The organism is Barnesiella sp., assembly GCF_022723415.1.
Classification (GTDB): Bacteria; Bacteroidota; Bacteroidia; order Bacteroidales; family Barnesiellaceae; genus Barnesiella; species Barnesiella intestinihominis.
In genome coordinates this window covers 1-13,592 of sequence record NZ_JAIJHU010000042.1, presented here as the reverse complement: position 1 = coordinate 13,592, position 13,592 = coordinate 1, and the positions used below count along the sequence as shown (strand labels likewise).

General features: G+C 45.1%; 7 protein-coding genes and 1 pseudogene. 3 read left to right on the top strand and 5 right to left on the bottom strand.

From position 1 onward, the window contains the following. Positions 1-11: 11 nt before the first annotated feature. From recG to QVD32_RS09320, 5 genes are all read right to left on the bottom strand, one after another. The gene (gene recG / locus QVD32_RS09340) at positions 12-2,108 is read right to left on the bottom strand and encodes an ATP-dependent DNA helicase RecG (protein WP_046415673.1); all 2,097 of its coding nucleotides are present in this window, start codon (positions 2,106-2,108) and stop codon (positions 12-14) included. Further along, positions 2,105-2,773 carry a 2-C-methyl-D-erythritol 4-phosphate cytidylyltransferase gene (locus tag QVD32_RS09335; protein WP_155013093.1) on the bottom strand — a complete coding sequence of 223 codons (669 nt, stop codon included), beginning with the start codon at positions 2,771-2,773 and terminating at the stop codon, positions 2,105-2,107. The genes recG and QVD32_RS09335 overlap by 4 nt, the downstream gene beginning before the upstream one ends. Positions 2,774-3,111: 338 nt before the next feature. Next, a complete protein-coding gene (locus QVD32_RS09330) occupies positions 3,112-7,026 on the bottom strand; it encodes a choice-of-anchor J domain-containing protein (RefSeq protein WP_195555019.1) in 3,915 nt (1,304 codons plus the stop codon). 534 nt (positions 7,027-7,560) lie between these two features. Beyond that, the gene (locus tag QVD32_RS09325; RefSeq protein WP_195555020.1) at positions 7,561-8,310 is read right to left on the bottom strand and encodes a UDP-2,3-diacylglucosamine diphosphatase; all 750 of its coding nucleotides are present in this window, start codon (positions 8,308-8,310) and stop codon (positions 7,561-7,563) included. A 7-nt stretch (positions 8,311-8,317) separates the two neighbouring features. Beyond that, a complete protein-coding gene (locus tag QVD32_RS09320; protein ID WP_155013095.1) occupies positions 8,318-8,629 on the bottom strand; it encodes a metal-sulfur cluster assembly factor in 312 nt (103 codons plus the stop codon). Between the two features lie 208 nt (positions 8,630-8,837). Between QVD32_RS09320 and QVD32_RS09315 the strand changes: the two genes are divergently transcribed. The 3 genes and pseudogenes from QVD32_RS09315 to QVD32_RS09305 form a co-directional block, all read left to right on the top strand. Further along, positions 8,838-9,449, top strand: coding sequence for a porin family protein (locus tag QVD32_RS09315; protein ID WP_040296239.1), 612 nt, complete (start codon positions 8,838-8,840; stop codon positions 9,447-9,449). 773 nt (positions 9,450-10,222) lie between these two features. Beyond that, positions 10,223-12,622 carry a C25 family cysteine peptidase gene (locus QVD32_RS09310; protein WP_195242017.1) on the top strand — a complete coding sequence of 800 codons (2,400 nt, stop codon included), beginning with the start codon at positions 10,223-10,225 and terminating at the stop codon, positions 12,620-12,622. Positions 12,623-12,627: 5 nt separating this feature from the next. Then, positions 12,628-13,592 (top strand): annotated as a pseudogene (locus QVD32_RS09305) (hypothetical protein); the annotation flags it as partial.

Below are 13,592 nucleotides of genomic sequence, written 5' to 3'. Positions count from 1 at the left end.
AAACTCTTTATTTAACTGATTAATCCCCAGTTTTTTTGTTTTTCGAAAATGCGGTTTAGTTCTTTTCGTACGATTTGGTTTTCGGGTCGTTCTAACAATTCATCGGAATCTAGCAGTTTACCTGCTTCATCGCGAGCTACTTGCAATATTTGTGCATCTTTTGCCAAGTTGGCGATTTGTAAATTGAATGCAATTCCACTTTGCTGAGTCCCTTCCATATCCCCCGGTCCCCTCATTTGCATGTCGGCTTCGGCAATGCGAAACCCGTCATTGGTTTCTGCCATGATTTCGAGCCTTTTTCGGGTATCTTGGTTGATTTTATAAGATGTCATCAAGATACAATACGATTGTTCGGCGCCACGACCTACACGCCCTCTGAGCTGGTGTAGCTGAGCCAGACCGAAACGTTCGGCGTTTTCGATGATCATAACCGATGCATTGGGTACGTTCACCCCGACTTCTATGACCGTAGTCGCCACCATAATGCGGGCTTCTCCCGATACGAATTTTTGCATCTCGGTTTCCTTTTCGGCCGCTTTCATTTTTCCATGTACCATGCACACTTGATATTCGGGGAAAATTTCCCGAATGTGTTCATATCCTTCTTCTAAATTTTTCAAGTCGCTTTTCTCGCTTTCCTGTATGAGCGGATACACGATATAGGCTTGTCTCCCGATTTGTAGTTGCTTGCGCAAAGAAGCGTATAGCTGGGCTCTTTTGTTATCGTATTGAAGGAGTGTTTGTATGGGTTTGCGTCCGGGGGGCAGTTGGTCGATGACCGATACGTCGAGATCGCCATAAACGGTCATGGCCAAAGTCCGGGGAATGGGGGTGGCAGTCATGACCAAAATGTGTGGCGGAATTTTATTTTTTCTCCAAAGCCGAGCCCGTTGCTCTACCCCGAACCGATGTTGCTCATCGATGACGACAAAACCCAGATTCGCAAAATTTACCGAGTCTTCCAGAAGGGCATGGGTTCCTATCAGCAGGTTTATTTCTCCGGTGAGGAGCCCTTCTAAAATAGGAGCTCTTCGTTTTTTAGATACCGACCCCGTGAGTAGTTCAATACGTAGTCCTAACGGCTCTACCATCTTTTTCAGCCCTTCGTAATGCTGGGTGGCCAATATTTCGGTGGGAGCCATTAGACAGGCTTGGTAACCGTTGTCTACGGCGATGAGCATACTCATGAGCGCGACCAATGTTTTTCCACTGCCTACATCTCCCTGTAACAGTCTGTTCATTTGTCTGCCGCTGCCCATATCGGCTCGAATCTCTTTGATGACTCGTTTTTGAGCTTGGGTGAGTTCGAAGGGCAACACTTGATGATAAAAGTCGTTGAAATAATTCCCGATGTGGTCGAAACGGAATCCTCCCAATTTCAGGTTCCGTAACCGGGTATATCGTAGAATGTGTAATTGCAGGTAGAATAACTCTTCGAATTTGAGCCTGAATTCTGCCCGCCTCAGGTGGCCTATCGTCACCGGAAAGTGAATGTTGCGTAGGGCATCGGTCGAACTCATGAGTTGCATTCGCGAGATAATGGGAAGGGGCAATGTTTCGGGCAGTGGGTTTTGTATTCCGGAGAGAAGGGTATATACCATTTTCTGTATAGCTTTCGAGTTGAGGAAAGCATTTTTCATTTTTTCGGTCGTGGTATAGTATCCTTGTAGTCCGGTCGTGTTGTCTATGCGATCGTCTATCGGGTCGAGCTCGGGGTGGGCGATGTTGAATTTCCCGTTGAAAAGAGTGGGTTTCCCGAAAAGCGTATATTCCGTTCCCGGTTTGTAACGGTCGGTGATATAGCGTATTCCTTTGAACCAAACGAGCTCTATGACTCCCGAACCGTCGGAGAACAGAGCGGTGAGCCGCCGGCGTGCCCCTTCTCCGTGAGTGGTGTATGAAACGATTTTACCTCGTAACTGAATATAAGGCATCAAACCGTCAATTTCGTTTATTTTGTAGGTCTTGCTTCGGTCGATGTATTTATACGGATAATAGTGCAGCAGGTCGAGATAGGTGAATATCTCTAATTCTTTGTTTAGGAGTTCGGCGCGTTTAGGGCCGACCCCGGGAAGGTATTTGATATTTAAACCGGCTAAATCTGTCATTCCTTCAATCTTATTTCGGCGATTGCCAAGTCGACCGGCAGAGTTATTTTCAGGTTTTCCCGATTCCCTTCGACCAATTCGGGAATGTATCCGGCAGCCTCGTACACCGAGGCATCGTCGGTGAAAGTGTCGTTATAAGGGAGCTTGTATGCCTTTTTTATTTCTTCGACCCGGAATGTCTGCGGAGTTTGTACCGCCACGAATGCCGTGCGGTCGACGGCCTTGCTGGATTTGTCGGGAAATATTTGTCTTAATGAATCGGTTAGAGGAAGAACGGGTATGGCTCCGCCTTTTTCTTCTGCGACATGAAAACAATTTTCTATTACGCGATGAGCCGTGAGCGGGCGTACCCCGTCGTGGATAGCGACAATCCCTTCGTCCGGGATAAGAGATAGTCCGTTAAGAACCGAATGAAAACGTGTTTCTCCCCCTTTGACAACGAGATGGGGAATTGTGATTCGGTGAATCGAGCATAGCCGTTTCCAATATTCTTGTTGGTTTTGAGGAAGTACGATTATTAAATCGATATTCGGATCGAATCGGTAGAAATTTTCTATCGTATGGGCTAATATCGGTTTGCCGGCTATTTCGATGAATTGTTTGGGAATGTCGTTTCCCATACGAGTTCCTTTTCCTCCGGCTACTATGATCGCATATCGTTTCATCGATGGCTTCTTTTCCTATGATTACAAAAATAGTACAAAGCGAGAGCAGAAACAAATTTATTCGGTTGTACCGAAGCGCAGCCTGTTTCCACCCGTAAGGCAAATATAGCGAAAGGTGAGTGCAAAGGCAAGCGGAAATCACATTTCCGATTTGACTATGTCGAACCGCCTCCTATATTCTACAAATATAAGGATTTATTTCTGTATGGAGAAATATTCTCTCTTGTGCGTACAGAGCGAAGGGCGGTTTCGAGGGGAATGAAGGGAAAAGGGGAAAGAAAAAGACAGGCGGAAGAACCAGAGTCCTTCCGCCTGTCGCTATGTGATTCAAGTCGATGTTATAGTCTTACTTTCGCGCGCTTCACACTGCCTGCTGTTTGGACTTCTACCACATAAATACCTTTCAGATCACCGGCATTTATAATGGCCGATTCACTTGCCGGGGTTTCGGTTATGCAGAGGCTTCCGCTCGTCGAGTATACTTTTATCGTTTCGATAATGGCATCGGCTACGACATGAATATTCCTCGTGCGGTCGGTGAATATTTTCGTCGCATTTTCTGTCGTATGGTCTATTCCACTGATAATCGTTAATTCGAAATTCTGTTCGGTATCTTCGTTTATTGTCACGAGTACACCGTCCACCCCTGTGTAGTTGTCTTTGCTAACCGTCATTTCATATTCTTTTCCCGGTTGCATCACAGAAATGCTGTAAGCTCCCGTTTCATCGGTGGTAGCGGTGTAAATGACTTCGCCCGATTGCATGGTTACCGTTGCACCTTCTATCGGAGCTTGGCTATCTTTCCGGGTTACAATGCCGTGTACGACCGGCGCTTCGGTTGCCAATCCCAGTTCCATCACCATGATATTTTCGGCCACTTTCGGGATATATCCGCCATTTATCCAAGTATCCATATAATCGGCACTGGTGTCACCGTCTATGCTATAAGTCTTCATCGATTTGGTGGAGGTCCTTTGAGTGAAGAAGTAGACACCCGATTTGTAGTATGTGGAGTCTACGGAGACAATGAGGCTAAGGTTTCCACCATTGTAAGTGATCGGGGTTTCGGGTCTCATTTCGAAATATAGGGGCGATTCTTTACTTCCTCCTGCTTCGTATCGCAAGTTCGCTCCGATATGGCTCAATCCTGTTATGTCCGCTTCGCTCATTTTGTCGGTAGTGAGAGCCGTTTTTTCGGTATTGCCTATCCAGATATTTATTCGATATCCTTTTACGGCTGCATCTGTGGCGTAATAGGGGATATTTACCGTTTCAATCACATCGCCTGCTTGCAATCCTACAAGATCTTCCGGAGTGTAAAGTGTTTCATAGAGGTAGTGCTTGTAGTTGGGAGAGGGGGCCGTTGTCGATAAATCGCCTATCATAACGGTAGAGATCAGGCTTTCCTCGGCAACAGATACCGTAATCGTGTCGGTCGAGGTCACTACATCGTCGAGTGTAAGCAGTGCATAGATCGATGCTTCGCCGGCGGCTCTCGGGGTCCACGAACAAGTGTAGCTTTTCATGTCGCCCAATATCATAGGTTCTACTGTGTAGTTGCCGATGTTTTCTTCGCCGTTCATCAAGGCAATCGAATAGCTTTCGGCCGTTTCTCCGGCTGTGCCCAAGCAAGCCACGTCGATGGTAAAGTTTTGAGTGTAGTTTACCATACCTTTGTTCTCTCCGGTAAATCCTTTAATGTCGATGCGGTGCTCTTGATAAACTACTTGTGGGCCGTAAACCAAGTCGATATAAGTCTTTTTGCTGGCGAATCCGATATAATAATCACCTTCGGTAAAGTCTTCGGGCATATAAGCCGCCATCTCAGCCCAGTCACTCCAATAATTGGCATAAATGGCGAAAGATTTTAACAGGTTCCATGTCTTTCCGTCTGCGGAATATAGAATATCTGTGTTATATCCAGAAGATGAGGTCGCTCTTACAGAGAATGCAATAGAGTCTCCTGCCGAGAGATGGAGCAAGGGGGTGATGATCGTATCGACTGTGGATTCTGTATTGACAATGCTGGTTTTACCATGATGTTTAGTCGTCGTATTTCTTTCCCAAAGTCCTTGTTTCATATCCCAAAGGATTGGCGGGAAGGTTTCGCCTTCGAACGATTCTAATAAAGCCGTAGCCGATAGCATTGTACCGGATGCGGTAAATTCCGTATTGCCTATACCGTCGTGTTCTACCGTGATATTATCGTTATATATGCCCGGTTCGGCATTGAAAGTGATTTGGATCGTATCGGATTTGCTACTGGGTATAACCAATGGCAGTGCTGCATTTACCGAGAATGCTGACCCCGATGGCACTGTGATTTTCGATACGGTCAATGCTCCGTTGTTACTGTTGTTTTTGATTACATAATCCAATGTCGTCGCTTTGTTTACCAATCCAAAGTTTATAGCCGATAAGGAGGCATCCCCCTTATTGGGCTTGATAGTTATATTATCGCCCGTTTTTACTTGGGTGAAATGTGTATTTTCGACGTTGTTTACTTTTACATTGAGCGATAGTTTACTTTTTTCGTTATTGCTGCTAATGAACAGATAACCCTTGATTGTAGTTCCTGCGCCTGCGGCTATTTCAGGCCCGGGGATAACATTGTCTTCGTATAAGGTTGTGTCTTCTCCGTTAATGATGTAAGTTTTGTAGGAGACGCCTTCGGCTACGGTATTGTTCTCGTTCACTAATTGGGTTGTGAAATTATAGCTGTTGGCCGAGACTGTTTGAGTCCCGATGTTCTTAACTGCAAATTGCAATGTGTTTTGAGTGGCTTTGTCGGGGCCTGCATATAATGTCATCCAACTACTTGGTCTATTGTTGGCTTCTTTAACCAACTGTATGCCTTTGGAAATTTCCTGCCGAGTGAATGCTATGAAGTTATCTACATAGACATTGTTCAGTGTGAAGGCTATGCGTGATCCTTCGGGTACATCGTCGACATTGACTGTTGTCCAAGATGACGAAGAACCTGTTCCCGTATTTATTGCGGTCTGCGTACCGGCGGCTGTTACGATATACGCTTGAATAGCATCGGAAGAGCCTCCGGCTTTCTTGAAATCGAATGTTACTTTTCCCGATATGACAGGGGTAAATATCGTGTCGATGGTCGATTCATCTCCCCAAGAGCCGATAGAACCGCTTAAACATTTTGATCCGTTTACACCTTTACTACTGTTGATGGAATAGGTAGTTTCATTTCCGTTTTTAACGACCACCCATTCGTCTGGAAGTTTGGATAGTTCGTCGAATGTTTCGTAGTAGGCTGTTGCCGGATAGGTCTCGGCCGATAGGGTAATCGTGTCTTTTCCTCCGTTAGAGTCGATGTATAATTTCCCGGTATATGAATTTACTTCTGCCGACGAGAAGTTAACGGTAATTGTTTTTTGTTCGTTGAAAGCGATATCGGTCGTTGTCGGAGTAACGGAGAAAGGCGACGATTCGCCGTTTTCTACGGAAAGGGTAGCATTCAACGTGTTTATTCCCTCGTTGGAAAGTATAAATTCTTGTGATGCCGATTCCCCGGCTTTCACCATACCCAGATCGATATTTTTCGTTTCGTTGATTAATTTGGGTTGCTCCGATATCAATTCGATTTTGATATTGTCGATATAATTGGCGTTTCCATATTCTTGGATCGCTTCGAAGATAACGTAAAATTCTTGCCCGGCCATTTCGGACGGTATGTCGACCGACATTTCGTACATTCCGGTTTTAGTAATCTCAGTGCCTGCGTATCTTTTGGCGTGAAGAATGGGTTCACTTAGAGTCGTAACGGTTTGGTCTCCGTTGATAATTACTTTGTTATCATCGTCATAGTTGTAAATATCGCCTATGGAGTTGACATATATTTTAAATCCCTCATTGGGCTTGTTTGTGCCCGATTGACGATTCATAAAGAATGAAATTTTAGCAGTTCGTCCAGAAGCAAAAGACAGTTTCGGGGTCACTAATATTGCCGTTGAGGTAGCTCTGGCATCATCGGCTTTTAATGAGTAGCCATCACATGCATTTGAACTTGATGTATTTACCGACCATTTGGTCGCAGTGCTTCCTGTCGCATATCCCGATTTTAGAGTCCAACCGCTCAATCCAAAATTTTCTTCGGAAGAGGAGATTTCGTTAAAATCTTCAAAAAATGGGGTGCTATCGGTGATTTCGATAGCTTGGGCGTAACTTACCGGCGACAGTCCCAGTAAACATATTACAATCCCAATCCAAGTGAAAGTGTAAGATTTTTTCATAATTAAAACAATTAGAAAAGAATTATATGAAATAATAATATTATATTTTTATTTTTTGCAAATATAGAAATGTTTTTGAAAAATTGATACTAAAATCTTCGTTTTTTTATCGAAATGTAGGGTTTCGGAATGGTTAAGCGATAAAATATATTTCTCCGTAACGTATTGGACAGAAAATAGTGCATGTCGTAAACGGAGTTACACATCGAGAGATAGGTTATATGAGGTAGCGATAAACTGTGTGGATATAAAAACAAAAAAGAACTTTTTCTCAAAAGCTCTTTTTTATAGGTTTTCAATAGGTATTAATTTTTTTAAGGTAAAAAAGATTGTTTTAGGTTATTGAGACAAAGGACAACCTTTTTTTGCAGATAAACAAACAAAATAATATGTTATACAATATGCTTTTATAAATACTTTTTTGATTCTTATATGGTAAACTATTGATAAATAGTTTCTTTTGCACTATTTTATTTGAATGCTTCGAATGTATAAAAAATATTAAATGCGTACTTGCCGGTGACTTTTTGCTTGTTATTCTTCGATGTAGTCGAACAGATTTAGTCCTGTCTCGTCAAAAACTGCATAGGAAGGATGCTTGATCCAATCCCCTAAAATAATGATGCGACTCTGATGGGGGAGTGCAAGATCGAGCAGGATATGTCGATGACCGAATATGAAAAAATCGATTTTATCCGTTTCCCTAAATTCTTTGGCAAAGCGTACCAAGTGCTCGTTTTTCTCGCCTTGATATTCGGCGTAGTCATCTCCGGCTTTTCTACTATGGGCCGACCACCGCAATGCAAAAGCAACGGTCCACCGGGGGTGTATGGCCGCGTAAAGATATTGGCAGAAGCGGTTTCGAAATATTTTTCTGAGGAAGCGAAATGTCATGGGTCTTTTTCCGACGTTATCTCCATGCGAGAGGAAGAAACGTTTTCCTCCGATTTCGGTTATCAAGGTTCCGTCGTGTATCGTAATGCCCAATTCATGAGGTAGATAATCGAAAATCCAGATGTCGTGGTTCCCGATAAACCAGTGTATGTCAATGCCGTTGTCGCTTAGCTCGGCCAGTTTGCCGAAAAAACGGGTGAATCCTTTGGGGACTACATACCGGTATTCATACCAGTAGTCCAGAATATCGCCCAATAAATAGAGTGTTCCGGCATCTTGTTTTATGCTGTCGAGCCATCTAACGATGCGACGTTCGTATTCGATGGGATTCTCTATATATCTTGCTCCCAAATGAAAGTCGGATGCGAAGTAAATTTTTTTCCCCGGCATGATTGTGTTATAAAAGTCCAAGTTCGAGTTTTGCCTCTTCGCTCATCATGTCTTTGTCCCATTCCGGCTCGAAAACCAACTGGATATCCACATTTTTCACATTTTCGATACTCTCGACTTTCATACGCACGTCTTCGATGATGAAGTCTGCGGCCGGACAGTTAGGAGCGGTCAATGTCATTTCTATTTTTACGGTCCCGTCGTTTACCTCTATGTTGTAAATGAGCCCGAGGTCGTATATATTTACCGGTATTTCGGGATCGTAAACGGTTCTCAGCATTTTTACGATTTCTTCTTCGATGGTCGGTTTATTTTCCATAGAAATACATATTTGTTTTTGTTTGTCGAAGATACGTTATTTTTTTCGATAGCCGATAAGGGTCTTTAAAATTTTATGATTCTTGTCGATTTGTCTGTCAATTTTATGATTTTAATATATTTTATTTTATCTTTGTGCAAATAGAGGTCGAGAAATGGGTTATAATAATAGCCTATGGCTGATTATAAATAAAAATAAAATGAAGTTTATGAAAAAGACAGTTTTTTGTGTAGCTCTTGTCGCTGCCTTGTTTTTGGCTGTTCCTGCCAATGCACAATTTAAGTTCGGTCCCAAAGTGGGTATGAATATATCTACTCTTTCTCTCAGTGGAAATTTGTCTGATAATTTCAAGGCAAATAATATTTCGAGCTTTACGGGAGGTCTGATGGCCGAGTTTATGGTTCCTGTTATCGGTATCGGGGTCGATGCCAGTTTGATGTATACTCGGAAGGGGTCGGAATTGAAAGATATAACCAGTGGTATATCGGAGAATAAACATGTCGATTATGTAGAGATTCCCATTAATTTGAAATATAAGTTTTCGCTGCCGGTAGTCGGCTCTATATTGTCTCCTTTTGTATATGCCGGGCCGAGTTTTGCATTCCGTGTGGGCGATAATTTCAAAGAGCAATTCAAAGAGAAAAGTTTCGATACGGCGATAAATGTGGGCCTCGGTCTCGAACTTTTCAATCACTTGCAGATTGCCGGTCAATATGGTTGGGGATTGGGTAGTGCCATGGAGGTCAAGAACGACCTTCCCGATTCGGTTATGAAAGGTAAGAGCCGGGCATGGACCATTACGGCGGCTTATTTGTTCTAAACTGGATTTTTTTCAAAATATAATCGCGAGGCAGGGAGAAACTCTCTGCCTCGTTGTTTTTTATGTCTGGGGAATGTGGGTTCGGCAGGTAATCAGTGGGGAAATGTAGATATGGATTTTAGCGATGAATTTCTTGTTAACAACCATATTCCAGTCTTTTCGGAGAGGTTGATTTACAGTTCTGTTATTGTTATCGGGGGGGCTTTTCCCCCTGTTTTTTTAACCCCCTCGCCCTACGGGCACTACTCCCCCTATCTCATCTGCGATGAGCAGAGGGAGAGGGTAAAAGCGTCGCTTTGAACGGCCTTTTTGTTTTGTGGGCATTCTCCTATATTTCCTTACGGCACATCGGGGGAGAGGGTTGATACCTTGATACGTTTTCTCTGTTGCGGATATTTTTTAACCCCTCCGTCACTATGTGCCACCTTCCCCTATATTTTGCGTTGCAAAACGCAGGGGAGGAGTGTAGAAATCTTTCGATAACATGGTTCTACTGTTTTTATTCTCCGTCTGTGTTACCTCGCTCTATACTTTGCGTTGCAACCCCCGTAAGGCTGGACACGGCAAGGGAGAGGGGCTGGAAGATTCCGGCTGTTTACGCTTGAAATCAGTTTTTTTGATTGTATGAGTAAAAAAAGATTGTTTTTCTTGTAAAATTGCAAATAAATGCTTAATCTTGCAAAAGAGGCATCTCGTTTCTTTCTTCCGGTTATTTTATGGGGAAAGGAGCCATGATGATTGACGGGCGAGAAGCGATCGAAAAATCAAAGACTATGAAAAGGACCATCTTCTACCTGTTCTGCATTTGGGGATTGACCGTCTCGTCGGCAGTCGCTCAAAAGAGAACGGTCTCTCACGAGACGGGGGCATTCGTTGGAGAAAGCTCGGCAGAACGTCCCGAGCGTCGGGTCTCCGTCTCCCCCGACGGCGTCACGGTCACCTACGAGTTTAAGCATGCGGTCGTTTTGTCCGATCCCGATGTCGCGGATCATTATCTGTGGCGCATTTCGGGCTTCGGGCATAGTGTCGTTCCGGGCGAGCCGGACGTTCCGGTCCGTTGGGACTCGTTTGCGCTGCCCGAAGGCTGTGCCTCATTCACCGTCTCGGTTCTTGAAAGCGCCTGTGTCGATGTGCCGTTGCGCCTCTCTCCCGCCCGTGCTCCGCAGCCCGAGGGGAAAGAGTCCCCGGCGGTTGTTCCCGACATCGCTCCCTACGAAGGGTGGTTTCCTCGCGAGGTCGTGGAGACAGGCGAAGTCCGGGTGTACCGGGGACGTTCCGTGGCGGAAGTGGGTGTCTATCCGGTGCGATACGACTGGAAGAACGGCGTTGTGCGGGCCTGTTCCAAAATCGTCTATCGGGTGACTTTCGGAGAGGGCAGCCTACGGTCCGCTCCGGAGGGGAGAATAGCGCCTGACGACTCTTTCTTGGACAATACGACGCTCAACGGGAATGTCGGGGCGGCCGGATATGAGATGTTTCGGAGCGCGGGGGATACGGGCTCCGCAGGCAAGGACTATCTGATACTCTCGACCCCGGAGTTCGAGGAGGCCGTGCGACGTTTGGCCGACTGGAAGCGTACATTGGGCTTCGGTGTGCATACCCGGTTGCGGGGGGACTGGACACCCGAGCATATCAAGTCTGCGGTGAAAGAGGTTTACCGTTCCGCACCCTCGCTCTACTATCTGCTCATCGTGGGCGACCACGACGATGTGCCGGCGGAGGATATGGCACGGACTATCGTCAATCAGGACGATGGAAACAGTTATCAATATGTAACGGATTATTACTATGGTTGTATGGACGGTGAGGACGATGTCCTTGTCGACCTCTACCGGGGGCGATTGCCGGTCTCCACGGCGACGGAGGCGATGACGGTGGTCGACAAGATTATCCGATACGAGCGGAATCCGGTGCGAGACACCGCTTTCTATGATACGGGACTGCATTGCGCCTATTTTGAGGATTGTACGCCATATGGTTGGAACGGTCCGGGGGACGGTATCGAGGATAAACGATTTACATTGACTTCGGAGGAAGTTAGAAACTATATGCTATCCAAAGGGAAAGCGGTCAATCGGGTCTATTTTGCTTATGATTATAGAGAAACGGATGACTATCCGCCTCCGACATTTTGGAACAATGGAGAATTTGCTTGGGGGGATTCCATACCAGTGGAATTACAAAGACCTTATTTCGCATGGGATGGTGATTCGGCAGATATAGTGAGGTATATCGACGAGGGGGCATTCTATGTCTTGTATCGGGGGCATGGTACGGATTCTACTTGGGTACAACCTTATTTTACAGGAGATAATATCCTCTCACTCGCTAATGGCGACCGTTTGCCGGTTATTTTTAGTATCAATTGCGAGACAGGCAGCTTCCAAGAAGACGATTGTTTTGCGGAGGCGTTCTTGCAGAAGCGGAACGGGGGAGCCATAGCGGTCTATGCGGCAACAGAGAAAAGTTGGCCGGGCTATAACGATGCGATGGTGATAGGCATGTTCGATGCCATCTGGCCCGATCCGGGAGTGGATTCTAAACTATATAACTTTTTGCATATGACAACTTCTCCCTCTCGATTGTGGGAAACCACCCGATTGGGAGAAATTTTGGATCAAGGTTTGAGGCGTATGGAGGAAACTTGGGGGGCGTATCGGGGACACATCTATACACAGTTTTCTAAGGAGATATTTCATTGCTTCGGCGACCCCGGCATACGCATATATACCGATACTCCTACGGAGTTTGAGAAGTTTTCGGTGACCCGCGACAGTCTCGGGGTTCGGGTCGATTTAGGTTCGGAGGCGGGCGATATCGCCTTTTACGACGAGCGGACAGAAGAAATTCGGTTTTATACCGGCCGTTCGGCGGAATATTCGGGCGATGCCCGTTATGTGCGGGTCTGCGTGTCCGGACAGAATAAGGTTCCCGCAATCGATTTTCCGGTATATCCCGATGTACTTTATATTCAGAACGAGACTGTACAAGGCCCTAAATATTACAAAGCTGATACCATCAAGGTTGGCAGTCATGTCACGGACGAGAAAGCGAAAGGAGAAGCCGTCTTCGATAAAGGCGAAGTTACCTTGACCGGCAGAGAGAAGGTGATTCTCGACCGTGGAACGACCGTTAAGCGAGGAACCACATTTAAGATACAAATAAAAAAATGACAGTTATGAAATCGAAGAATATAATCATCGTGCTCTTGTCTTTTATTGGGGGAGTGTATGTCCAAGCGGATAATTTATTCGAGAGGAATCCGCATTGGAGATTAGAGGATATGGAGGCTCATTGGAAGGGTAGATGGTATGATGTGGGAGATCCGGAAGAGGTAAATGGAAAAATTTATTTTAAACTCTTTTATATGTTGGACCAATGTGAGTCGCACGGATTACAAAGACAGACAGACTTTTATCGACCGGATACGCTTTTGAGAAAGATTAGGGAGGAGAACGGTCGCATATTGGTGGATTATGAGGATTATAAAAATTATTGTACAAAGGCATATGTCGATTATATCCCTTATAAAAAGACAGATGGAGGAGAGTTGGTGCTTTATGACTTCAACATGAAGGTGGGAAACAAGTATGGACACGTGGAGGGATATGACGATGTATGGGTGTCCGAAATCCGTAAAATAGCCTTCGATGATGGGAAGATACGAAAACTTTTTATACTCAGTAACGGATTGAAAATCGTGGAGGGAATAGGGTGTCTTTGTTCGGAGGGAGATCCTCTATTGCGTTACTTGAATCCCAATCAATGGGAACGGGGAGTTGATAAGTATCTTGGGCTTTTCGAGGAAAATGAAACGCAAATATTTTCACAAACTCGTGAAGAAGCCCTGTCGGATACTTCCTTAGAGAGGTATTTGGTATACCATGATTTTTGGAACAAAGGACTGTATTATTCCATCAGCTTTACGTCCGATTCGGAAGTGAAAGTAGCCTGTTACAGTAATCCCAATCCCACGGGAACGTATTGGGGTACTGTGGCAATACCGGAATCGGTTGAACATGAAGGAGATACTTATCGGGTGACCGGGATAGACGACTATGCTTTTGGCAATAGTCCGCTTTTGTATTCGATAACTCTCCCCGGGAGTGTGTCGAGTATCGGTCAAGAGGCATTCAGCGGCTG

Coding starts and splice junctions, on each gene's coding strand:
- recG (WP_046415673.1), bottom strand. CDS start 2,108: ATGACAGATTTAGCCGGTTTAAATATCAAATACCTTCCCGGGGTCGGC.
- QVD32_RS09335 (WP_155013093.1), bottom strand. CDS start 2,773: ATGAAACGATATGCGATCATAGTAGCCGGAGGAAAAGGAACTCGTATG.
- QVD32_RS09330 (WP_195555019.1), bottom strand. CDS start 7,026: ATGAAAAAATCTTACACTTTCACTTGGATTGGGATTGTAATATGTTTA.
- QVD32_RS09325 (WP_195555020.1), bottom strand. CDS start 8,310: ATGCCGGGGAAAAAAATTTACTTCGCATCCGACTTTCATTTGGGAGCA.
- QVD32_RS09320 (WP_155013095.1), bottom strand. CDS start 8,629: ATGGAAAATAAACCGACCATCGAAGAAGAAATCGTAAAAATGCTGAGA.
- QVD32_RS09315 (WP_040296239.1), top strand. CDS start 8,838: ATGAAAAAGACAGTTTTTTGTGTAGCTCTTGTCGCTGCCTTGTTTTTG.
- QVD32_RS09310 (WP_195242017.1), top strand. CDS start 10,223: ATGAAAAGGACCATCTTCTACCTGTTCTGCATTTGGGGATTGACCGTC.